19 protein-coding genes and 1 tRNA gene are annotated in these 23,225 nt (G+C 50.1%); 11 read left to right on the forward strand and 9 right to left on the reverse strand.

Annotated features, from left to right (window positions below):
• On the reverse strand, positions 1–1,128 hold a 1,128-nt coding region (locus HMPREF3119_RS11835; RefSeq protein WP_246829277.1), incomplete at its 3' end, for an ABC transporter substrate-binding protein.
• A 742-nt stretch (positions 1,129–1,870) separates the two neighbouring features.
• On the opposite strand from HMPREF3119_RS11835, the gene HMPREF3119_RS11845 reads away from it, so the two are divergent.
• The 5 genes from HMPREF3119_RS11845 (at position 1,871) to HMPREF3119_RS11865 (ending at position 6,939) form a co-directional block, all read left to right on the forward strand.
• Positions 1,871–3,439, forward strand: coding sequence for an ABC transporter substrate-binding protein (locus HMPREF3119_RS11845; RefSeq protein WP_070579822.1), 1,569 nt, complete (start codon positions 1,871–1,873; stop codon positions 3,437–3,439).
• Positions 3,440–3,518: 79 nt separating this feature from the next.
• Positions 3,519–4,565, forward strand: a complete 1,047-nt coding sequence (locus HMPREF3119_RS11850; RefSeq protein WP_070579826.1) for an ABC transporter permease — start codon at positions 3,519–3,521, stop codon at positions 4,563–4,565.
• Positions 4,562–5,386 (forward strand): ABC transporter permease, encoded by an 825-nt coding sequence (locus HMPREF3119_RS11855; protein WP_004238189.1) that lies wholly within the window; start codon positions 4,562–4,564, stop codon positions 5,384–5,386. The genes HMPREF3119_RS11850 and HMPREF3119_RS11855 overlap by 4 nt, the downstream gene beginning before the upstream one ends.
• Positions 5,379–6,227, forward strand: a complete 849-nt coding sequence (locus HMPREF3119_RS11860) for an ABC transporter ATP-binding protein (protein WP_004239177.1) — start codon at positions 5,379–5,381, stop codon at positions 6,225–6,227. The genes HMPREF3119_RS11855 and HMPREF3119_RS11860 overlap by 8 nt, the downstream gene beginning before the upstream one ends.
• Positions 6,214–6,939 carry an ABC transporter ATP-binding protein gene (locus HMPREF3119_RS11865; RefSeq protein ID WP_004238191.1) on the forward strand — a complete coding sequence of 242 codons (726 nt, stop codon included), beginning with the start codon at positions 6,214–6,216 and terminating at the stop codon, positions 6,937–6,939. Before HMPREF3119_RS11860 ends, HMPREF3119_RS11865 begins: the two co-directional genes overlap by 14 nt.
• A gap of 53 nt (positions 6,940–6,992) precedes the next feature.
• Here HMPREF3119_RS11865 and HMPREF3119_RS11870 read toward each other — a convergent pair whose 3' ends face one another.
• Positions 6,993–7,640 (reverse strand): YchE family NAAT transporter, encoded by a 648-nt coding sequence (locus HMPREF3119_RS11870; protein WP_004239175.1) that lies wholly within the window; start codon positions 7,638–7,640, stop codon positions 6,993–6,995.
• Positions 7,641–8,195: 555 nt separating this feature from the next.
• On the opposite strand from HMPREF3119_RS11870, the gene adhE reads away from it, so the two are divergent.
• Positions 8,196–10,856, forward strand: coding sequence for a bifunctional acetaldehyde-CoA/alcohol dehydrogenase (gene adhE, locus HMPREF3119_RS11875; RefSeq protein ID WP_004239173.1), 2,661 nt, complete (start codon positions 8,196–8,198; stop codon positions 10,854–10,856).
• 349 nt (positions 10,857–11,205) lie between these two features.
• Here the strand turns inward: adhE and HMPREF3119_RS11880 are convergent, their stop codons facing one another.
• Positions 11,206–11,808 carry a thymidine kinase gene (locus HMPREF3119_RS11880; protein ID WP_032098148.1) on the reverse strand — a complete coding sequence of 201 codons (603 nt, stop codon included), beginning with the start codon at positions 11,806–11,808 and terminating at the stop codon, positions 11,206–11,208.
• A 499-nt stretch (positions 11,809–12,307) separates the two neighbouring features.
• Between HMPREF3119_RS11880 and HMPREF3119_RS11885 the strand changes: the two genes are divergently transcribed.
• Positions 12,308–12,718: an H-NS family histone-like protein gene (locus HMPREF3119_RS11885; protein ID WP_004238195.1), complete on the forward strand. Its 411-nt coding sequence runs from the start codon at positions 12,308–12,310 to the stop codon at positions 12,716–12,718.
• Positions 12,719–12,835: 117 nt separating this feature from the next.
• Here HMPREF3119_RS11885 and HMPREF3119_RS11890 read toward each other — a convergent pair whose 3' ends face one another.
• The 4 genes from HMPREF3119_RS11890 to rssB all read right to left on the reverse strand — a co-directional run bounded on the left by HMPREF3119_RS11890 (position 12,836) and on the right by rssB (position 17,321).
• Positions 12,836–13,849 (reverse strand): NAD-dependent epimerase, encoded by a 1,014-nt coding sequence (locus tag HMPREF3119_RS11890; RefSeq protein ID WP_004238196.1) that lies wholly within the window; start codon positions 13,847–13,849, stop codon positions 12,836–12,838.
• Positions 13,850–13,857: 8 nt separating this feature from the next.
• Entirely contained in the window at positions 13,858–15,201 is a 1,344-nt protein-coding gene (locus tag HMPREF3119_RS11895) for a UDP-glucose dehydrogenase family protein (protein ID WP_004238197.1), read from the reverse strand.
• 22 nt (positions 15,202–15,223) lie between these two features.
• Complete coding sequence (gene galU / locus HMPREF3119_RS11900) at positions 15,224–16,129, reverse strand: UTP--glucose-1-phosphate uridylyltransferase GalU (protein WP_032098117.1); 906 nt, start codon at positions 16,127–16,129, stop codon at positions 15,224–15,226.
• Positions 16,130–16,292: 163 nt separating this feature from the next.
• The gene (rssB, locus tag HMPREF3119_RS11905) at positions 16,293–17,321 is read right to left on the reverse strand and encodes a two-component system response regulator RssB (RefSeq protein ID WP_004238202.1); all 1,029 of its coding nucleotides are present in this window, start codon (positions 17,319–17,321) and stop codon (positions 16,293–16,295) included.
• Between the two features lie 168 nt (positions 17,322–17,489).
• On the opposite strand from rssB, the gene HMPREF3119_RS11910 reads away from it, so the two are divergent.
• From HMPREF3119_RS11910 to HMPREF3119_RS11920, 3 genes are all read left to right on the forward strand, one after another.
• Positions 17,490–17,966, forward strand: coding sequence for a YchJ family metal-binding protein (locus HMPREF3119_RS11910; RefSeq protein WP_004238203.1), 477 nt, complete (start codon positions 17,490–17,492; stop codon positions 17,964–17,966).
• A 65-nt stretch (positions 17,967–18,031) separates the two neighbouring features.
• The gene (gene purU / locus HMPREF3119_RS11915; RefSeq protein ID WP_024473187.1) at positions 18,032–18,880 is read left to right on the forward strand and encodes a formyltetrahydrofolate deformylase; all 849 of its coding nucleotides are present in this window, start codon (positions 18,032–18,034) and stop codon (positions 18,878–18,880) included.
• Positions 18,881–19,038: 158 nt separating this feature from the next.
• Positions 19,039–19,123: transfer RNA gene (locus HMPREF3119_RS11920), tRNA-Tyr, on the forward strand.
• A 16-nt stretch (positions 19,124–19,139) separates the two neighbouring features.
• On the opposite strand, the gene HMPREF3119_RS11925 is transcribed toward HMPREF3119_RS11920, so the two are convergent.
• Positions 19,140–20,003 carry a helix-turn-helix domain-containing protein gene (locus HMPREF3119_RS11925; RefSeq protein ID WP_036417287.1) on the reverse strand — a complete coding sequence of 288 codons (864 nt, stop codon included), beginning with the start codon at positions 20,001–20,003 and terminating at the stop codon, positions 19,140–19,142.
• Between the two features lie 414 nt (positions 20,004–20,417).
• Between HMPREF3119_RS11925 and xthA the strand changes: the two genes are divergently transcribed.
• On the forward strand, positions 20,418–21,227 hold the full coding sequence (xthA, locus tag HMPREF3119_RS11930) for an exodeoxyribonuclease III (protein WP_004235548.1): 810 nt from the start codon (positions 20,418–20,420) through the stop codon (positions 21,225–21,227).
• 31 nt (positions 21,228–21,258) lie between these two features.
• Here the strand turns inward: xthA and HMPREF3119_RS11935 are convergent, their stop codons facing one another.
• Positions 21,259–23,223: a DNA topoisomerase III gene (locus HMPREF3119_RS11935; protein WP_070579828.1), complete on the reverse strand. Its 1,965-nt coding sequence runs from the start codon at positions 23,221–23,223 to the stop codon at positions 21,259–21,261.
• Between the last annotated feature and the right edge of the window lie 2 nt (positions 23,224–23,225).

A 23,225-nucleotide genomic window follows, 5' to 3' on the forward strand; every position in this document is an offset into this window, starting at 1 on the left:
GGCTTCTTCCAGCAGTTTGCGCCCTTTTTCATTGCGCTGTTCCTGAGTCAGGGATGCCCATTCCGGTGTGGTGAAATGCCCGCCGTTAATATAATGCGGGGTAAAACCGTAAGCGGGAATTTGTCCCTGTCCCATGATTTTATGAGTGATAATGTCGCGATCCAGCCCCAGTTTAACGGCTTCGCGTACTTTCGGGTCGGTAAACGGTGCCGCGGTATTATTTATTTCATAATAGAATGTGCATAAATACGGGGAAATCTGAACCTGCGCCGGAATATCTTTTTTCATTTTGGCGAACAGAACCGGCGGCACCGAACTGTTGGTGACATCTATTTCACCGGCGCGATAGCGGTTAATATCACTGGTTTCTGACTGGAGCGGCAGGAATGTCGCCTGTTCAATCACGGTATCTTTATCATTCCAGTATTTCGGGTTGCGTTTAAGCACCAGCCGTTCATTCACATTCCAGGCAGACAGGGTATATGCGCCGTTACCGGTAAATTTTCCGGCGGATGTCCATTTATCACCAAATTGTTCAATCGCCCCTTTCGGTACCGGCTTCAGTGCGGTATGGCTCAGCATATCCGGGAAATACGGCACCGGCTGAGTCAGCTGAACCTGAAAGGTTCTGTCATCAACCGCTTTGACGCCGAGACTTTCCGGTGGTTTTTTACCGCTGATAATATCATCCACATTTTCGACATAGGCATAATGCAGATAGCTGCCGTAAGGTGATGCGGTTTTCGGGTCAGTCAGCCGCCGCCAGCTGTAGACAAAATCCTGTGCGGTCACCGGCGAGCCGTCACTCCACTTAGCATCCGGCCGCAGCGTGAATGTCCAGATGCGGTTATCCGGGGACGACCAGCTCTCTGCCACCCCGGGCACGATATGACCATCACCGTCAGTGGAAACCAGCCCTTCCAGCAGATTAAGAATAATGTTGGATTCCGGCACGCCTTCCACTTTATGCGGATCAAGTGATACCGGTTCAGTACCGTTATTGATAACAATAACCTGTTTTTCCGCCAGCTTTGTTCCCGGCGGAACCTGTGCCGCCCATGCGGAATAAGAGAGTGCACTCAGCAGCAGCGCCTGCGTGAGGGAAACAGCAATAGTGTGTTTTTTCATCTTCCGTCCCTTCTGAATAACACCTGTTAAATGAACAACGTGATTAAAAAATCGCAAATGCTTTATTTATAAGTGCCGTCAGCGACGGGATCAGCCTGTTTTTCGGTGCTGTTTTCCGGCCTGATGTGCATTTTCCGGGGCAGTGATTGTTTTTATCTGCAAACAGTGCCGTTCTGCCGCTGAAATAAAACATTAACCCAAGACTGCTTATGATCCGGCTGTTTTGCTCAGCCCGGATAAAAAAGTAAACATTTAATTAACAAAAAGCAATTTTTCCAGATAAAAACCCTGCCTCTATCACAGTTTTAACTGATTAAATATTAACAACCACTTAAAAAACAACTGTAAATAAAAAGAGTAAAGTAAAAAATTTCACTGAAATATCAATCTGGTGAGCGCTGAAAATAATGGATTGACAGCAAATATAGTTTCTGTTGTTTATTTAACCACATTTATCTGTTATACCCGTTTATTACTGAACGGTATGGGTTACGGTATCCACCCACACAGCACCATTTTTAGTGTTATTTTTTATGGGCTGATAACCCGTTGTTATATTACTGCTGTTTTTCCGCTTTTTTTGCCGGTGAAATCTCCCGGTCAGCAATTTCAGACTATGATTAATTTTGGCTATAACGAAAAGTTATAAACAAGCACGTAACAGACTTTGCAAAACAACGCCGTTTTTTTTAACGTGTCAGTATTACAAAAAATCAATAACACCGCGTTTCAGGGGAAATATATGAAAAAAACATATCCGGCAGCGTCACTGGCCCTGCTCTTTTCCGTCTCCGCATTTGCCGCCACACCACCGAACACCTTAATTGTTGTCCAGAGTCTGGATGATATTGTCAGCCTGGATCCGGCAGAAAGTAATGAACTGTCCAGTATCCAGACCGTTCCCAGCTTATATCAGCGTCTGGTACAGCCGAACCGCGATAATCCGGAGCAGCTTGACGCTATCCTGCTGGAAGACTGGCAGGCCGATGCCGCCAATAAAACCCTGACCGTCCGGATTAAAGAGAATGCAAAATTTGCCTCCGGCAACCCGGTGCGCCCGGAAGATATTATCTTCTCTTACCAGCGCGCTGTGGTCATGAATAAATCGCCTGCGTTTATTCTCAATATTCTTGGCTGGAATAAAGAGAATATCGCGCAGCAGTTTGAAAAAACCGGCGACCGCACCCTGAAAATAAAATGGAGTGCGGATATCAGCCCGGATGTGGCACTGAATCTGCTGTCCACCCCGATAGCCTCAGTGGTGGACGAAAAACTGGTGACACCGAATATTAAAAATAATGACTTCGGTAATGCCTGGCTGAAAATGCATTCTGCCGGCAGCGGTGCTTATTCCCTGAAGGTCTATCAGCCAAACCAGGCGATTGTGATGGCCGCTAACCCGCATGTCTCCACCGGCGAGGCGAAAATCCCGTCCGTTATTATTAAAAACGTGCCGGATCCGGCTTCCCGCCGTCTGCTGATTCAGCAGGGTGATGCGGATATTGCCCGTGAACTCGGTGCTGACCAGACAGCCGCACTGAAAAACAGCGCCGGGGTACGGGTGGAAAATATTCCGTCCGCCGAGCAGGATTATATGGCATTCAACACCGGCAACAGCGCCAATCCGCTGCTGAAAAACCCGGCATTATGGGAAGCAGCCCGTTATCTGGTCGATTACGAAGGCATTACCCGCGATTTACTGAAAGGCCAGTATTTTATTCATCAGAGCTTCCTGCCGGTCGGTTTACCGGGCGCGCTGGAAAATAACCCGTATAAATTTGATCCGGCCAAAGCCAAAGAGATTCTGGCAAACGCCGGAATTAAAGATGCCCATTTCACCCTCGATGTGGAAAACAAACCGCCGTATATCACTATCGCTCAGTCACTTCAGGCCAGTTTTGCGCAAGGCGGCATCAAAGTGGAATTATTACCGGCGGCAGGCAGTCAGGTCTATTCCCGCGTGCGGGCACGCCAGCATCAGGCGGCCATCCGTTTCTGGATCCCGGACTATTTTGATGCCCATTCCAATGCCAGCGCTTTCGCCTTTAATGACGGCAAGAGCAGCACCGTCGCGTGGCTGAACGGCTGGGATATCCCTCAGTTATCACAAACCACACTGAAAGCCGTGGCGGAGCCGGATAAAGCCAAACGTGCGCAGATGTATACCGCCATGCAGGAAGAGTTACAACGCAGTTCTCCGTATGTGTTTATGGCACAGGGACAAAACCAGGTGGTACTGCGTGACAATGTGAAAGGCTATCAGCAGGGACTGAACGCAGACATGGTGTATTACGACAGAGTCACCAAATAATCTGCTGATTTTCCGGTTATCACCCCGTCAGTACCGCTGACGGGGTTTGTGTGTTTTGTTTTTATTCAGGAACTGCTGTATGTCCGATATTTCCCCTGCCGGAACACTGTTTCGCCATACGCTGCGTGTGACGCTTCAGGGTATTTTCACCCTGGCACTGACACTGCTCGGGTTACTGGTGATCACCTTTGCATTGTCGGCACTCTCCCCGGTTGACCGGGTATTACAGATTGTCGGCGATCACGCCAGCCATGAAACCTATGAGCAGGTGCGGCTGGAGCTGGGGCTGGATCAGCCCTTCTATATTCAGTTCTGGCATTATGCAGAGCGTCTGCTGCACGGCGATCTCGGCATGGCCTCCTCTATGGGACAGCCGGTGCTTGACGGCGTACTGACTACGCTGCCCGCGACCATTGAACTGGCAACACTCTCACTGCTGATCGGCGCTTCGCTCGGGATCCTCTGCGGCGTGTTATGTGCCCGTTATGCAGGTACGCCGTTTGATTTTATCATCCGCACCCTGACACTCCTCGGCAACTCGGTACCGGTTTTCTGGCTGGGACTGCTGATGCTGCTGCTGTTTTATGCCACGCTGCAATGGAGCCCCGGACCGGGGCGGCTGGATGATATCTATCAGTATACCGTCGAGGCGAAAACCGGTTTTGTGCTGATAGATACCTGGTTGTCCGATGACTCCGGCGCATTTACCAATGCGGTGGCACATCTGATCCTGCCGGTGTCGTTACTGGCCTATTTTTGCCTGGCGGGGATCACCCGGCTGACGCGCGCCGCCTGTCTGAGTGAAATGAATAAAGAGTATGTCACGCTGGCCCGCGCCAAAGGCAATACCGACATGCAGGTACTGTTCCGTCATGTGCTGCCGAATATCCGGGGGACGCTGATCACAGTGATTGCCCTTGCCTATACAGGGATGCTGGAGGGCGCGGTACTGACCGAAACGGTCTTTTCCTGGCCCGGCATCGGCCGTTACCTGACCGCCGCCTTATTTGCCGGGGATACCACCGCCGTAATGGGCGGGACCCTGGTGATCGGTATCTGCTTTATCTTTATTAATAACGTGACAGATATGATTGTGCGTTTAACGGATCCGCGGGTGAAATCATGACATTACTGCCGAAAATCCGCCGTTCCCCGTCCGCGCTGACGGGCACCCTGATTATTCTGTTTCTGCTGCTGGTGGCGTTGTTTGCGCCGTGGCTCGCCCCTTATGACCCGGTACTGCAAAACCCGGCACAACGCCTGCTGGCACCGGATGCTCAACACTGGCTCGGAACGGACAGCTACGGACGTGATGTGCTCTCCCGCCTGATCTACGGCACCCGCCCGATGTTTGGTCTGGTTGCACTGGTCGCAGCAATCACCCTGCCCGCCGGGTTATTGATCGGCATTCTGGCCGGATTTTACGGCCGCTGGGTGGAAACGATTCTGATGCGCTTTACCGATATTGTCATGTCGATGCCGCGCCTGATCCTCGCGTTTGCCTTTGTTGCTATTCTCGGCCCGGGGCTGATTAACGGCGCACTGGCTCTCGCCCTGACCTCGTGGCCCGCCTATGCCCGCCAGGCACGCAGTGAAATCCGCCATCTGCGCAACAGTGATTATCTGGCCAGTGCGGAAATGCTGGGGATCCGTGGTCTGCGTCTGCTGTGGGGACACATTCTGCCGCTCTGTCTGCCGTCAGCTATTGTCCGGTTGGCACTGGATCTCGCCACCATTATCCTGGCGGCCGCCGGTCTGGGTTTCCTCGGGCTGGGCGCACAACCGCCGATGGCGGAATGGGGAGCCATGATTGCTGATGGTATGCAGGTTATTTTTGACCAGTGGTGGATAGCCGCCGTTCCCGGCGCGGCCATTCTGATTGCCGGTATGGCATTCAATCTTCTGGGTGATGGTTTACGGGATATTATGGAGCCGCAACATGACTGAGCCGCTTATTTGTGTCCGTAATTTGTGTGTGGATTACCCCCGCGCACAAGTGGTGAAAAATATCTCCTTTACCCTGGGGCAGGAGCGGCTGGCGCTGGTCGGGGAATCCGGTTCCGGCAAATCCATGACCGCCAGAGCGCTGATGGGCCTGGTGCGCAAACCGGGGATTGTCAGTGCGGATACACTGACATTCGGTCAGACCTCCCTGCTGTCTCTGCGGGAAAAACAGTGGGCGGCACTGCGCGGCAATGACATTGCCATGATCATGCAGGATCCGCGCTATGCGCTGAATCCGGTCAGAAATCTGTATCAGCAGATTGAAGAATCCCTGCTGCGTCATCAGACACTGAACAAATCTGATCGCCGCGACCGTGTTTTTGAAATGGCCCGTGCCGCCGGGTTATCAGAACAGGCGCTCTCCCGCTATCCGGGACAACTTTCCGGTGGTATGGGACAGCGTGCCATGATTGCGATTGCCCTGATCAACAACCCGTCAGTCTTAATTGCCGACGAACCGACTTCCGCCCTGGATGCCCGGCTGCGCCACCAGATTCTGGAACTGATTGTCAGCCAATGTGAGAAACGCCGGATGGGGCTGCTGCTGATAAGCCACGATTTACCACTGGTGGCGGCGCATTGTCAGCGCGTAATGGTGATGTATCAGGGTCAGCAGGTGGATGAACTGCCCGCCGCACAACTGCCGCAGGCAACACACCCTTACACCCGCACATTATGGACCTGCCGCCCGGATGCACAAACGTACGGCACCGATTTGCCGGTATTGGATCGCACCGCCCTGCAGGCGTTACTGACTCAGGAGACACATCATGCCGGAAAATAATTCAGCGCCGATTATTGAAGTTAATAATCTTTCCGTCAGCTTCGGACAGCGGCAGGTGGTTTGTCAGGCCGGTTTTCATCTCAATGCCGGAGAGACGTTCAGTCTTATCGGTGAGTCCGGCTGTGGAAAATCCACCATTTTGCGGGTGATCGCCGGATTACAGCGGGAATGGCTGGGCGGCGTGCAACTGCTGTCACAGCATATCCACCCCGGCCAGCGTTATCAGGGGGCTTTGCGCCGCAATGTGCAGATGGTCTTTCAGGATCCTTATGCGTCTCTGCATCCGTTCCATACTATTCACCGGGCGCTTTCCGAACCATTACGCATTCACCGCGAAAATGACATCGGCAACCGGGTGGCAGAGGCCATTGTATCTGTCGGGCTGCCGCCGGATGTGGCACAGCGTTATCCGCATCAGCTCTCCGGCGGACAGCGCCAGCGCATTGCTATTGCCCGTGCCCTGATGCTGCGCCCACAAATCCTGTTACTCGATGAACCAACATCCGCACTTGATATGTCTGTGCAGGCGGAAATTCTCAATCTGCTTAATCATCTGAAAACCGCCCACGGCATGACCTATCTGCTGGTCAGTCACGATGCGGATGTGGTGGCGCATATGTCAGACCGGGCGGCATTTATGGCGAACGGGAAAATTGAACGGGAATTTGATCGCGCCGCCCTGCTGCGCGGCGACCACCGGATGGAGAACTAAGAGATATAAAAACGGGGCCGATGGCCCCGTTCTGATAATAATGAACTACGTGATTATGACAATAATCCCGGGAAACTCATTTTCATGCCGGTAATGATCAGCTCAATACCTAATGACATCAGCATCAGACCCATAATACGGGTCACTACGTTGATGCCGGTTTGTCCGAGGTATTTTACCCACAGTCCCGCGGAGCGGAACAACAGCCAGCAGCAGAACGCGAATACGATGCTGGTCAGCGCCAGTCCGAAAAAGTTCTGCCAGCCCTGCCAGCGGGCACTCCAGACCACACAGGAACTGATAGCCCCCGGCCCCGCCATCAGCGGCAGCGCCAGCGGCACCACACCGATATTGTCGCGGATAGCCGTTTCCGACTGCTCCTGTTTGTTCTGCTTATCTTCCCCCAGCTTACCGCTGATCATGGACATGGCGATGAGGACAATCAGTGTCCCCCCCGCTATCCGGAAAGATTCGATGGAAATACCGAACATAATGAGGATCTTATCGCCGACCAGAAGTGATGTGCACAAAATCACGGCCACCGAAAAGTTCGCAATCATGTTGGTCTTATTGCGCACTGCGGCAGTCTGATAATTTGTCATGCTCATAAAGACCGGCAAAATACCGACCGGGTTGACTAAGGCAAATAAGCCGACAAAAAATTTTAAATAACCGGAAAAATCCAGCAAAGTGTTGCCCACAAAGGATCCTCAACCTGATGATAATACAGTGATAGCCTGCTGATAATAACAGCAGGCTATCGCCTGGGGGTTGTAATAATTATAAATGTGATTATTAACACAGACATCATACCGTTGAATGTGCAGGAAAAGGAATTGCTTTACGCAGAATATTTTCTGCTTCCGGCTGATTCGATACAGTTATATCGCCTTACTTCTGACTGAATTTCAGACAATCATCAGTTCTTCTGTGAAATTGAAACCCGATACCATTCCCGTCACTCCGTATTGTTCCCGTTTTGACTCATGCTGAATGGTGTCAGCTTGATGTATTTGTGATTTGGATCACTTTAATATTCCCCCTGAATGTTAAGCTGCTTTCATTATAGTTGAATCGATTCAACTATAATGTGAACAGAAAGACCTGACGGGCTTTTTAAGCAAATCAGCGGGCATATCTGCATTATGTTACCGGCAAAATCGATTTAGTTACCGGAAGATATCACCGCTATAATCAATTTGTATCAATTCGCTGATTTGCTTAAAAAGTTTAACAATTTATCAGGAGTGATCTGTATGGCCGTAACGAACGTTACCGAACTCAATGAATTAGTTGCCCGCGTGAAGAAAGCTCAGCGCGAGTTTGCCGGTTTCTCCCAGGAACAGGTGGATGCTATCTTCCGGGCGGCGGCACTCGCTGCAGCAGATGCCCGTATCCCGCTGGCAAAACTGGCGGTTGAAGAGTCCGGCATGGGTATTATTGAAGATAAAGTGATCAAAAACCATTTTGCTTCTGAATATATCTATAACGCCTACCGCGATGAGAAAACCTGCGGCATCTTATCGGAAGACCCGACCTTCGGCACCATCACCATCGCAGAGCCTATCGGTATTATCTGCGGTATCGTCCCGACCACTAACCCGACCTCCACCGCAATTTTTAAAGCGCTGATCAGCCTGAAAACCCGTAACGGGATCATTTTCTCCCCGCATCCGCGTGCAAAAAAAGCCACTAACAGAGCAGCTGAAATTGTCCTCAACGCGGCTGTTGCCGCCGGTGCCCCGAAAGATATTATCGGCTGGATCGACGAGCCGTCAGTGGAATTGTCCAATGCCCTGATGCATCACGCTGATACCAACCTGATCCTCGCCACCGGCGGGCCGGGCATGGTGAAAGCCGCCTACAGTTCCGGTAAACCGGCCATTGGTGTGGGCGCGGGTAACACCCCTGTCGTGATTGATGAAACCGCTGATATCAAACGCGCGGTGGCCTCTATTCTGATGTCAAAAACCTTCGATAACGGCGTGATTTGTGCCTCTGAGCAATCGGTTATCGTAGTGGATGATGTGTATGAGCAGGTCAAAGAACGTTTTGAAACCCACGGCGGTTATATTCTGAAAGGCAAAGAGCTGAAAGCCGTTCAGGACATCATTCTGCTTAACGGCGGACTGAATGCGAAAATTGTCGGTCAGTCCGCGGTGAAAATTGCTGAAATGGCCGGCATCGAAGTACCTGCCTGGACCAAAATTCTTATCGGTGCGGTCTCCGTAGTGGATGAATCCGAGCCGTTTGCACACGAAAAACTCTCCCCGCTGTTAGCCATGTACCGCGGCAAAGATTTTGAAGACGCGGTGATCAAAGCGGAAAAACTGGTGGAAATGGGCGGGATCGGCCACACCTCCTGCTTATATACCGATCAGGACAACCAGCCGGAGCGCGTGAAATTCTTCGGTGAGAAGATGAAAACCGCACGTATCCTGATTAACACCCCGGCATCACAGGGTGGGATCGGCGACCTGTATAACTTCAAACTGTCTCCGTCACTGACACTGGGTTGCGGCTCCTGGGGTGGTAACTCCATTTCCGAAAACGTCGGACCGAAACATCTGATCAACACCAAAACCGTGGCAAAACGAGCTGAAAATATGTTGTGGCATAAACTTCCGAAATCTATCTATTTCCGCCGTGGTTCTCTGCCGGTTGCCCTGGAAGAGATCGCCGGTGACGGTGCAAAACGCGCCTTTATCGTGACTGACGGCTATCTGTTCAATAACGGCTATGTGGATGAAGTCACCCGTGTGCTGAAATCCTACGGTATGGAAGTGGAAATTTTCTTTGAAGTGGAAGCTGACCCGACACTTTCTGTGGTCCGCAAAGGCGCAGAGCAGATGAACAGCTTCAAACCGGACGTGATTATTGCCCTCGGCGGCGGCTCCCCGATGGATGCAGCCAAAATTATGTGGGTGATGTATGAGCATCCGGAAACACATTTTGAGGAACTGGCACTGCGCTTTATGGATATCCGTAAACGTATCTATAAGTTCCCGAAAATGGGCGTGAAAGCAAAAATGGTTGCTATCACCACCACATCCGGTACCGGTTCTGAAGTGACTCCGTTTGCGGTTGTGACAGATGATACCACCGGCCAGAAATACCCGCTGGCGGACTATGCGCTGACCCCGGATATGGCGATTGTTGATGCCAACCTGGTGATGAACATGCCGAAATCCCTCACCGCGTTCGGCGGGCTGGATGCGGTCACTCACGCACTGGAAGCGTATGTATCCGTGCTGGCAAACGAATTCTCTGACGGCCAGGCATTACAGGCGCTGAAACTGCTGAAAGAGTTTTTACCGGCCAGCTATCACGAAGGTGCGAAGAACCCGGTTGCCCGTGAACGCGTACATAATGCCGCGACTATCGCCGGTATCGCGTTTGCCAACGCCTTCCTCGGGGTATGTCACTCCATGGCGCACAAACTGGGCTCTGAGTTCCATATTCCGCACGGTCTGGCTAATGCCCTGCTTATCTGTAACGTCATCCGTTATAACGCTACCGATAACCCGACCAAACAGACTGCGTTCAGCCAATATGACCGTCCGCAGGCACGCCGCCGTTACGCGGAGATTGCTGACCATCTGCAACTGAGTGCTGCCGGCGACCGTACCGCGCAGAAGATTGAAAAACTGCTGATCTGGCTGGACGAAATCAAAGCGTCTCTGGGGATCCCGAAATCCATCCGTGAAGCCGGTGTACCGGAAGCGGAATTCCTGGCAAAACTGGATAAACTGTCCGAAGATGCCTTTGATGACCAGTGTACCGGTGCAAACCCGCGCTATCCGCTGATTGCTGAATTAAAACAAATCATGCTGGATACCTATTACGGACGCACCTATGACGAATCTGTTCCTGTTGCGGCGCCAAAACCGGTTGCCAAACGGAATGCTAAGAAATAATCATCAATCCGGCAAATAATAACCATAAAGCCCTCCCCGGAGGGCTTTTTTATATCCGTCTCATAATAATTATTAAATAATTGTCTTTGTATTAACAGCTGTTCACTTTTGATCATGTTTTCCGGAACAGCCGGTTTTTAATATTTCACTTAATACCCGTTACAAAACTGTGGTAACTCCCGGGGATATTCACCGGTATTTTATCCCTGCTGACTCAAATACCGCCTCATCACTTTCCCTGCAGAAACCGTTCCGGTGTTTTTTGATATCCGGCGCAATCCGCAGCGGATATAAAAAAGCCGGACAATGACGCCCGGCACTTTTTGTATAACAGAGGGACTTCCCTGATTTATGACCGATATTCTGCTGCTTTTACTTCGCGTATCGCTTCATTGTAATGTTTGCGGCAGACGGATACATATTTTTCATTACCGCCGATGTCAATTTGTGCACCATCTGACATAACCCGCCCCTGTCCGTCGTAACGTAAAACACGGCTGGCTTTTCGTCCGCAATAACAAATAGTTTTTAATTCAACTAATTTATCCGCCCAGGCTAATAAATAATGGCTGCCGCTGAATAACTCACCTTTAAAGTCTGTGCGTAACCCGTAACACAGAACCGGGATATCAATATCGTCGACGATATAGCAGAGCTGTTCCACCTGTGCTTTGGTCAGGAACTGGCATTCATCGATTAATACGCAGTGTACGGGTGTCTGCTGATGTTCACGAATAATAACCGAGCTGACGTCCGTCTCAGGGCCAAAGACCCGTGCATCGGCGCTCAGGCCGATACGTGAGGTGACTTTGCTCTGCTCATAGCGGTTGTCTATCTCTGCGGTAAATATCAGCGTGCGCATGCCGCGTTCATTGTAGTTATAGGATGACTGCAGTAACGCTGTCGATTTTCCCGCATTCATTGCGGAGTAATAAAAATAAAGCTGAGCCACCGGCTCTCTCCCCTTACACATTCAAGATCCGGGACAATACTAACACATTAGTGTTAAAAACAGCGCAATCTGTATTTCACACATGCCGTGATCGCATGCACAATATCCTGAGTTCATCGCACACGTAAATTCACACAGGTCATGGTTACATACCGGATATTCACTGTTGTTATCAGGTATCCTTCGCTTTATCCTGTTTTTCATTATACCGGGAGCGAAGAATAACGTTTCTTTACATAAGATAAGGTTAAATATAATTTGTATTCCCTACCACATTTATGAACAATTTTTATGAAGATGCTGAACATCAACGCATTTTCACCCCGTCCCCTTATCAAATTTAAACGAAAAGCCAAAAAGACCCTTATTATTCCTCAGAAATAATTGCTTTTAAAAAAAATGTGTTTTAACCTTACTCCGAAATTTGCTATTGCAGATTTTTAAATAGCAATCTATTATTATCTATACACCAGCCAACATTTAATTTGAGACCAGGATTATGAGTGAATCTTTGAAGCCATTTAATAATATCCGTACTCTTCGCGCTCAGGCGAGAGAATCCAGCTTAGAAGTTTTAGAAGAAATTCTGGAAAAGCTGACTTCTGTTGTTGAAGAACGCCGTCTGGAAGAATCCCAGGCTCAGGCTAAAGAAGAAGAGCGCACCCGTAAATTAGAAGAATTCCGTCAGCTGCTTGAAAAGCAGAATATCAACCCGGAAGAATTAATTCAGTCTATGGGTACAGGCAAAACAGCCCGCAAATCCAAGCGTGCTCAGCGCCCTGCCAAATACGAATATATCGATGAAAACGGTGAAAGCAAAACCTGGACCGGCCAGGGCCGTACACCAGCTGTGATCAAACAAGCTATCGATAACGAAGGTAAATCTCTGAACGATTTCTTAATCAAGTAAGTGATAATATCTGCCGAAAAAGCCCTTCTCTGAAGGGCTTTTTTATATCTGCCGGTCAGACGGACAGCAAAAAGGAGGCTTTCGCCTCCTTTTTATACTTATAACCGTTGCTGTTATTTATTTTTTTCCGTGATAAAACGACATATACCAGTCAACAAACTGCTGTACGCCGTAATTAACCGGCGTATCCGGTGAGAAACCAATCGTTTTATACAATTCGGAGGAGTCTGCACAAGTGGATAACACATCACCATCCTGCATATCCATATAGTGTTTGTCAGCTTTAATATCCAGCGCCGTTTCAATCGCCTGAATAAAATCACCCAGCCGGGTCGGCTGACCGTTACCGACATTATAAATTTTGTACGGCGCAGAGCTGGCTGACTTCAGCCCTTCTTCCACCGTCCAGTCATTATTTACCGCCGGAACCACATCCACCAGACGCACCACCGCTTCCGCAATATCACCGACATAGGTGAAATCGCGCACCATATTGCCGTGGTTATACACATCGATCGGTTTTCCGTCCAGCATGGCTTTCACAAACTTAAATAACGCCATATCCGGACGACCCCACGGGCCGTAGACGGTGAAGAACCGCAGACCGGTTGTCGGCAGATGATAAAGATGTGAATAACTGTGTGACATTAATTCATTGGCTTTTTTCGTTGCCGCATACAACGACACCGGATGGTCCACATCATCCTCAACAGAGAACGGCTGTTTGCGGTTCAGACCGTATACAGAACTTGAGGAGGAGTAGATCAGATGCCCGACGTTATGATGGCGGCACCCTTCCAGAATATTCATATGCCCCAGAATATTCGCGTCAATATACGCCATCGGGTTCTGGATGGAGTAACGCACGCCCGGCTGCGCCGCCAGGTGGATCACCCGTTCAAATTTCTGTGCGGCAAACAGCTCACTGACAGCCGCTTTTTCCGACAAATCCATTTTAAAAAACTGAAATTGCGGATGCGGTAATAACAGATCAAGACGGGCCTGCTTGAGATTCACATCATAATAGTCATTCAGGTTGTCGGCACCGACAACCTCGTGCCCCTGCTCAAGCAGGCGCTGCGAGACATGATAACCAATAAAACCAGCCGCGCCGGTTACAAGTATTTTCATATTCAGACTCAGATTACCGGATTAATGGAAGCACCACGGCCTATACCATAATAGATAAAGCCGCGATTTTCTAAACGTTCCGGGTCATAAAGGTTACGTCCGTCAAAAATAACCGGGGTTTTCAGTCCTGCTTTGATAGCATCGAAGTCCGGCGCACGGAAACTCTGCCACTCAGTACAGATAACCAGTGCATCCGCATTATGCAGTGCCGCTTCTTTGGTACCCATCAGCGCCAGGTCATCACGCAGCCCGAAAATACGCTGCGCTTCCTGCATCGCTTCCGGGTCATACGCCTGAACTTTGGCACCGGCGGCCCATAATTCCTGTAACAGGATACGACTGGAGGCTTCACGCATATCATCGGTATTCGGTTTAAAAGACAGGCCCCAGACCGCGAAGGTTTTACCTTCCAGGTTTTCACCGAAATGACGTTTGATAAAGGACGGCAGTTTGTATTTCTGCTGTTCGTTCACTTCTTCCACCGCACGCAGAATGCGCGGGGTAAAGCCGATATGTTCCGCGGTGCGGATCAGCGCCTGCACGTCTTTCGGGAAGCAGGAACCGCCGTAGCCGCAGCCCGGATAAATAAAGTGATAACCGATACGGGAGTCAGAACCGATACCCTGGCGCACATTCTCAATATCCGCGCCCAGCATTTCCGCCAGGTTGGAGATCTCATTCATAAAGCTGATTTTTGTCGCCAGCATGCAGTTTGCCGCGTATTTGGTCAGCTCCGCACTGCGGATATCCATCACAATCATGCGGTCGTGATTACGGTTAAACGGCTCATACAGTTCGCGGATAATATCGATAACACGATCATTATCACAGCCGATAACAATGCGCTCAGGACGCATGCAGTCAGCAACCGCCGCCCCTTCCTTCAGGAATTCAGGGTTGGACACCACGTCATAGGCAATATCCGCGCCGCGTTCAGCCAGTGTGGCTTTAATCGTGGCGTTAACTTTATCCGCGGTACCGACCGGAACGGTGGATTTATCGATAACCACTTTGTAGTCCTGCATATGCTGTGCAATAGTACGGGCAACCGCGGTGACATATTGCAGATCCGCAGAGCCGTCTTCATCCGGCGGTGTACCGACCGCGATGAATTGCAGTGTGCCGTGTGCCACACCCAGTGCCGCATCCGTGGTGAAGCTTAAACGGCCTTCTTCATAGTTTTTCTTCACCAGCGGGGTCAGGCCCGGTTCAAAAATCGGGATCACACCATTTTTCAGGTTTTCCACTTTTTTTGCATCAACATCGACACACATGACATCATGGCCGACTTCCGCCAGTACAGTCGCCTGCACCAGACCGACATATCCGATTCCAAATACGGTTACTTTCATAGTTCACCTATTGCAACAATTATTAATTCTGTAATGTTTTCAGCCAGTCTGAGAATTCACGGCCCAGGTGCTTATGACGCATGCTGTACTCGACAAAGGCTTTCATATAGCCCATTTTGTCGCCGCAGTCATGGCTGCGGCCTACCAGACGGTACGCCTCCACCGGATTTTTTTCAATCAGCATGGCGATAGCGTCAGTCAGCTGGATCTCATCACCGGCCCCCGGGGCAGTTTTCCCCAGCAGCGGCCAGATATCCTGGGAAAGCACATAACGCCCGACGATAGACATATTCGACGGTGCTTTAGCCGGTTCCGGTTTTTCCACCACGGCAAACATCGGTTTGCTTTCACCGGCGGCCAGGCTTTCACCGTGGCAATCCACCACGCCGTAATTTGCCACCATTTCCTGCGGAACCGGATCGACCATTACCTGGCTTGCTCCGTGTTCTTCATAACGTGCAATCATTTCTTTCAGGTTGAATTTCGCCAGGTCAGTGCTGTATTCATCAATAATCACATCCGGCAATACCACGGCAAAAGGCTCATCACCAATCATTGGTCTGGCGCATAATACGGCGTGACCAAGCCCTTTGGCGATCCCCTGACGGGTCTGCATGATAGTAACGTGACGCGGGCAGATTGACTGGACTTCATCCAGCAACTGACGTTTTACACGTTTTTCCAGGATGGCTTCCAGTTCAAAACTGGTATCGAAATGGTTTTCAATGGAGTTTTTTGATGAGTGGGTCACTAAAATAATTTCAGTGATCCCCGCCGCGATACATTCATTCACCACATACTGAATAAGCGGTTTATCCACCAGCGGCAGCATTTCTTTCGGAATCGCTTTTGTGGCCGGCAGCATACGTGTTCCTAATCCTGCAACCGGGATCACAGCCTTGTGTACTTTATTTTTCTGCACTGACATACATCATCCTCAATGCGCATAAACAGAATAAATACGCGATTTATAAAAAATAATGAGACTGAGTATACCAGCTAATTTTCCGGGATAAATACTCTGTGCCGCGTAAATGCGGTTTAGTGTTAAGAGATGTTTAATATCTGAACGGGTTGGTAAAGTCCGGTAATTATCCCTGATGCGGTCCGGGGGTCAGGCTTAATTTAATCTGACTGCTGCTGTTCCAGATCCGGCATTGCAGATGGCGGCTGAATTCACTTATCTGACTGGAATAAACAGAAGAGAGTGTCCCCAGCGGAATACCCCGGTTAACGCGGATCACATGATTGTCAGAGCGTAATTCCGCACTGATACCGGCACTGGACAATAACACCGACTTACGCCGGGTGTGATAATACCCCAGCAGCAGCGGCAGCTGTCCCGGAATACCTGCGTCCTGTAATAACCGGTTCAGCTTATTTAAGATGGCGGTCATGCTCGGTAATTTCCGGTGGTGATTATGAATATAGCGTTTTAGCAGATCGTTAAAGATGACGCGGATTAACATCGCCATCAGCGGGCCGTTGCCGGTATTCTGACTGATATCGAGACAATAAAACGCCACTTCATTATCAGAAAATTCTGCCACATCAAATACCAGCCCCGCCCGGCAGCTATCAGATAATTGCGCATAGCGGATCTGATAATTGGCCAGCACCTGGCTCGGCGGCGGATTCAGCTGTTTTAATAAACGTAAAACATCATCCACATTATGTTGTAACTGAGCCCAGATCCCGGAGAGATCATTATTTTCCAGCACCCCCGGTGAGAAAAATGACGGATACAGGTGGGACAAACATAATTTTTTCACTTCTTCCAGCCTGTTCAGGGGTTTTAACAACACATCTTTTGCCCCGAGACGCAGCACTTCATCGATATCCGACATTTTTTGTGTCGCAGAGATAACAATCACCGGAATGGCCGGTAAATCCGACTGTGACCGGGCAATAAATTCCGCGCCGGTCATCACCGGCATATTGAGGTCACAGAAAATCAGTTCCGGCTGAAAGCCCTGTTCTATACATTCCCATGCGCGCGCACCGTCACCGGCAGATAACACCGTGGCACCGAGAAGGCGCAGATAGGATGACAGCGCCATATTGAATGCCGGGTCGTCATCGATGACTAACAATCGTTTTCCGTCCAGTGCCTGCTTCATCGCATCCCCTTTCTGCCCGGCCTCACAACCCAGCGTGCCCGGAACACCGGGAATGCCGCTGCTCCCGCACTGCTGCTGAGATTAAGGATAGCGTGTGATCGCTATTTCCGGTAGCATCTGAGCTCTGTTCCTTACGATTATTTACCCTGAACACATTATTTGATAATTATGTCTCATTTTACAGATACCGATCCCTGCCCGTGCGGCAGCGGGGATACTTTTGCACAGTGTTGCCAGCCTTATCTTTCCGGTGCGCAGTCCGCCCCCGATGCGCGGGCACTGATGCGTTCGCGTTACAGTGCGTTTGTCACCCATAATGCTGATCATCTGATCCGGACATGGTATCCACCGGCACGCGCGGAAGCACTGCGGACAGAACTGACCGCCGGATTCGGTGAAACGGAATGGCTGGGACTGAATGTCATTGATTTTCAGCCCGGCACCGCGCCGGACGAGGCTTTCGTTGAATTTTGTGCTTGCTTTATTGATAAAAAGTCCGAAGATAAACAATTCATTCACGAACGTTCCCGTTTTCGCCTGACTGACGGTGGCTGGATGTACCTCGACGGCGTAAAACCACAGACCGGCCGTAATGATCCCTGCCCCTGCGGCTCCGGAAAAAAATATAAAAAATGCTGTGCCTGACACCGGACAGGCACCTTCTGTAAACAAACATCACCGACATCAGTTATTAAGGATCCACACCTTCCATGCAACACCAGACGAGCCAGAAAAAAATTCTGCGAACCATTTGCCCTGACGCAAAAGGTCTTATCGCCAAGATCACCAATATTTGTTACAAGCATCAGCTCAATATTGTCCAGAACAATGAATTCGTTGATCACCGTACCGGCCGCTTTTTTATGCGCACCGAGCTGGAAGGGATTTTTAACGATGAAACCCTGCTGGCCGACCTGGATGATGCCCTGCCGAAAGGCTCCACACGCGAATTAACCACCGCCGGACGCCGCCGCATTGTCATTATGGTGACCAAAGAAGCACACTGCCTCGGCGATATCCTGATGAAAAGCGCCTACGGCGGTCTGGATGTTGAAATTGCAGCGGTTATCGGCAACCACGATCTGCTGTCTCATCTGGTCACACAGTTTGGTATTCCGTTCCATCATATCAGCCACGACGGACTGACCCGTGAGCAGCATGATATGCAGATCATTCAGCAGATTGATCAGTATCAGCCGGATTACGTCGTGCTGGCGAAATACATGCGTGTGCTGACCCCGGCATTTGTGCAGCACTATCCGAACCAGATTATCAACATCCACCACTCCTTCCTGCCGGCCTTTATCGGCGCACGGCCTTATCATCAGGCATATGAGCGCGGCGTGAAGATTATCGGTGCCACCGCGCACTATGTGAATGATAACCTCGACGAAGGTCCGATTATTCACCAGAGCGTGATTAACGTCGACCACACTTACAGCGCCGATGATATGGTCATGGCCGGTCGTGACGTGGAAAAAAATGTGCTCAGCCATGCCCTGGGGCGTGTTCTGACACAACGGGTATTCGTTTACGGTAACCGTACTGTCATTTTATAACGGCTTAATTGCCTGAAGTTGCACGGTTAACGTGCACTTCGGGCAAAAAAACAACGACCACACATTTTTTCTCTTTTTTTACTTTACAGCGTCCGCATATTTGCTATTATGCAGCCCGTCCCAAGGCAACAGCTGAACGGACAGACAATTTGATTTTTGGTGGGATACCCAAGCGGCCAAAGGGAGCAGACTGTAAATCTGCCGTCACAGACTTCGAAGGTTCGAATCCTTCTCCCACCACCATCTATCTTCTCTCCTGTTATTTCATATTCTCAATACAATCCATTATTTTGTTCAGCACACTCGCGTGTGATTTCGATTTGTACAGATAACAATGATTTTCCGCCTCACTCTGCGATAACGGCAGAAAAATCAGCTCATCGCTGTACGGCAGCGTTTTCGGGTGTTCGTCAATAAAGCAGAGATAATCTCCGTCAATCAGCAGATGCAGATAACTGTTCACATTGTCGATCAGATGCACATGTTCATGTTTGCTCTGCTCACCGAGCTGCAGCAATAATGTTTTGAGTAACGGGCTTTCATATAATAACGGCTCACATAACCAGACACAGGAGGATAATAATGTCTGTAAATTGTTATCACAGTCCTGAAACAGTGAACGACGGCAGCAAATTCCGATTTGTCCCTGCGGTAAGTGGCGCAGCAGCCTAAAACGTTCGCTGATAACCTGCTCTGACGACAGTATCAGCGTATTGCCCTCGAAATCATTTATTTCATCAATACAATCATAGTGGAAACGAAATATATTAATTTGTATACCTGCTTTGAATGCCGTCCGGTACAGTGCCGCAATATATTTACTTTTCCCCCAGTCATAAAATATATTCACCTTATTACATATCGTTCCACTGATATGTTTTTTGGTGATTTCTTTTTCCTGCATATAAAGATCCTTAAGATCATTGTACAACTCCATTCCTTCCCGCGTCAGGCTCATACCAAATTTTTCGCGTTTAAATAAACGCTTACCCAGCGAGATCTCAAAGTCCTTGATAGACTTCGCCACCGGCGGGGTTGTCCTGTTCATCACTTTTGCTGCCTTGCTGAGTGAGCCGTATTCAACAACGGCCATAAAGGCTTCTAACTTCCTTGAAAAAAACATAATGTCGATTCCTGTGCTGTAGTAAATAATCAGTTAAATAATTACTTATTGATATGTAACGACTTTATTTCTGGTGTTTTTTTCTTACACAAAGAGTTTAAATACGATTTTTATTAAAATTTATACAATAACAATAATGCAATGTTATATTTTTATTATTCTGTTTTATTAAAGTTCATTTTAAAGATTAATACATAAACACTAAAATCTTCCTTCCGATTTTTATCACACTCATTTCATTTCACTGTACAGAAGAAAGAATAATCATTATTAATGCTGATTATTTTGTCAATTAAAATTAAGATATATTAACCCCTGCCGGGTGTGCCGGTTTTTATTATTCTGCCGGCGGGTTACTTTTTTTCTGCGATCTGTTACTCTTTTGTTGTTAACTCATCAACCGGTTGGAATTTTATGAAGTTTGTCTCTTTTAACATTAACGGGTTAAGAGCCCGGCCTCACCAGCTGGAAGCGATTATCGCACAGCATCAGCCTGATGTTATCGGCCTCCAGGAAACCAAAGTCCATGACGAGATGTTCCCGCTCGATGACCTGAAACACCTCGGCTACCACATTTTTTATCACGGTCAGAAATCCCATTACGGTGTCGCCCTGCTGACCAAAGCAGAGCCGCTTGCCGTGCGCAAAGGCTTCGCCGGGGATGATGAAGATGCCCAGCGCCGTCTGATTATGGCGGATATTGATACCCCGGCCGGGGTACTGACAGTGATTAACGGTTATTTCCCCCAGGGAGAGAGCCGCGACCACCCGCTGAAATTCCCGGCGAAAACCAAATTTTATCAGGACTTACAGGACTACCTGTCCGGGCGCTCCAACCAGGATCCGATTGTTATTATGGGTGATATGAATATCAGCCCGCAGGATATTGATATCGGAATTGGTGACGCCAACCGCAAACGCTGGCTGAAGACCGGCAAATGCTCTTTCCTGCCGGAAGAGCGCGAGTGGATGGATCGCCTGCTCAGCTGGGGACTGACTGACACTTACCGCGCGATGTATCCGGATGCAGACGACCGTTTCTCGTGGTTCGATTACCGTTCACGCGGCTTTGATGACAACCGGGGACTGCGGATTGACCTGATTCTGGCAAGCAACTCGCTGGCACCACGCTGTACCGCCACCGGCATTGATTATGAAATCCGTGGTATGGAAAAACCCTCTGACCACGCGCCAATCTGGGCTGAATTTGATTTAACCCGCTGATAAAAAAATGTCCCGCAGTGCGGGACATTTTTTATTCTTCTTCCTGTCGCGGCGCTTTTTTTCCGCCGGTCTTCCCTTTGCCCTTCGCGGCGGTTTTACCTTTGCCTTTCGCGCCGGCCTTCTTCGCCTGCGGCGGTGGTGGTAAATCACGGAAAGCACGGACATTCCGGTTCTGCCGGGCCTGGTTTATCAGCCCGGTCAGTGTTTCAGACAACGGTACCATAAAATCCTGATAACGATACTGTTTTTCACTGATTTGTGTCAGTGTGGATTCCCAGTGCGCCGTCATATCCGGTAAGGTGGCCATTTCGGGCAGAACATGAATCAGTGCGCGCCCTGCCGGGGACGAATGAATATTCCGCCCTTTTTTGTACAAAAACTCGCGGCGGAACAGCAGTTCGATAATCCCGGCGCGGGTCGCTTCAGTGCCCAGTCCGTCAGTTTCGCGCAGTACTTTTTTCAGCGCCTTATCTTTCACAAACCGGGCAATCCCGGTCATTGCTGACAGCAGCGTGGCATCGGTAAAGGGTCTCGGCGGCTGAGTCTGACGCTCCACCACTTCACCGCGCTCACACAGGAGTTCATCCCCTTTGGTCAGCACCGGCAGCGGTGTACCTTCGTTTTCCTCGTCACGCTCTTTGGCACCCAGCATGGTCCGCCAGCCTGCCTGAGAAAGGAAACGCGCCTTTGCCACAAATTTGCCGTTGGCGATATCCAGCTCAATCACGCATTTGCGGTATTGTGCATCCGGCATAAACTGCATCAGATACTGACGCGCAATCAGCTCGTAGATATTGGCTTCATTCTCACTGAGCGACACGGTGACCGATTTGGCGGTCGGAATGATGGCGTGGTGCGCATCGACCTTTTTATCGTCCCAGCAGCGGTTACGCAGCGAATCATCGAGGTTATCCTGCGGCAGCAGATGCGGGGTATGCACTGAAATTGCGTTGAGCACACTGTGACGCCCGGTAAAATGCTCTTCCGGCAGATGACGGCTGTCCGAACGGGGATAGGTAATCAGTTTGTGGGTTTCATACAGACGCTGACAGATATCCAGCACTGCCTGGGCGCTCAGCCCGTAGCGTTTGGCCGCCTCAATCTGTAACGCAGACAGTGAAAACGGCAGCGGCGCGATTTCATTTTCCGTTTTATCCTGAAAATCAGTCACAAAGGCCGGTTTACCGGTGATGCGGCTGACCACATGCTCAGCCAGCGGCCGGTGAGTCAGACGCCCTTCATCATCCTGATAATCCTGACAGGCCTCACTCGGCACCCACATCGCCGTAAAACGTTCGTCCGCCGGGGTAACAATATGTGCCCGTACCTCAAAGAAATCGCGCGGCACAAAGTTTTCAATTTCCTCATCACGCCGCACCACCAGCCCGAGCACCGGGGTCTGCACACGGCCGACCGAAAGCACTCCGTTATACCCGGCATTACGGCCGAGAATAGTGTAAGCGCGTGTCATATTGATGCCGTAGAGCCAGTCTGCCCGTGCCCGTGCCAGTGCCGAAACACACAGCGGGATAAAATCACGGTTAAGACGCATTTTATCCACTGCCCGGATTACCGCCTGCGGGTTAAGGTCATTGACCAGGCAGCGCTGCACCTGCTGACGCTTTTCCGGCGCGAGCTCCAGGAAATCCAGTACCTCATCCACCAGCAACTGCCCTTCGCGATCAGGGTCTCCGGCGTGGATAACTTCAGTTGCGGAACTGAGCAGCGTACCGATGGTGCGCAGCTGTTTCGCCACCGCGTCGCGGGGTCTGAGGATCCATTTTTGCGGGATAATCGGCAGATCAGCCAGGTTCCAGCGGGCATAACGCGGATCATACGCATCCGGCTCTGCCTGCTCCAGCAGGTGGCCGACACACCAGGTCACACAGTCATTCTGACCACAGCGGATAAAGCCGTCCCCCCGCTGGTGCGGTTTGGGTAATACATCCGCAATCGCACGGGCGAGGCTCGGCTTTTCGGCAATAAACAAACGCATGT

It is taken from the genome of Morganella sp. HMSC11D09, assembly GCF_001807955.1.
GTDB lineage: Bacteria > Pseudomonadota > Gammaproteobacteria > Enterobacterales > Enterobacteriaceae > Morganella > Morganella morganii.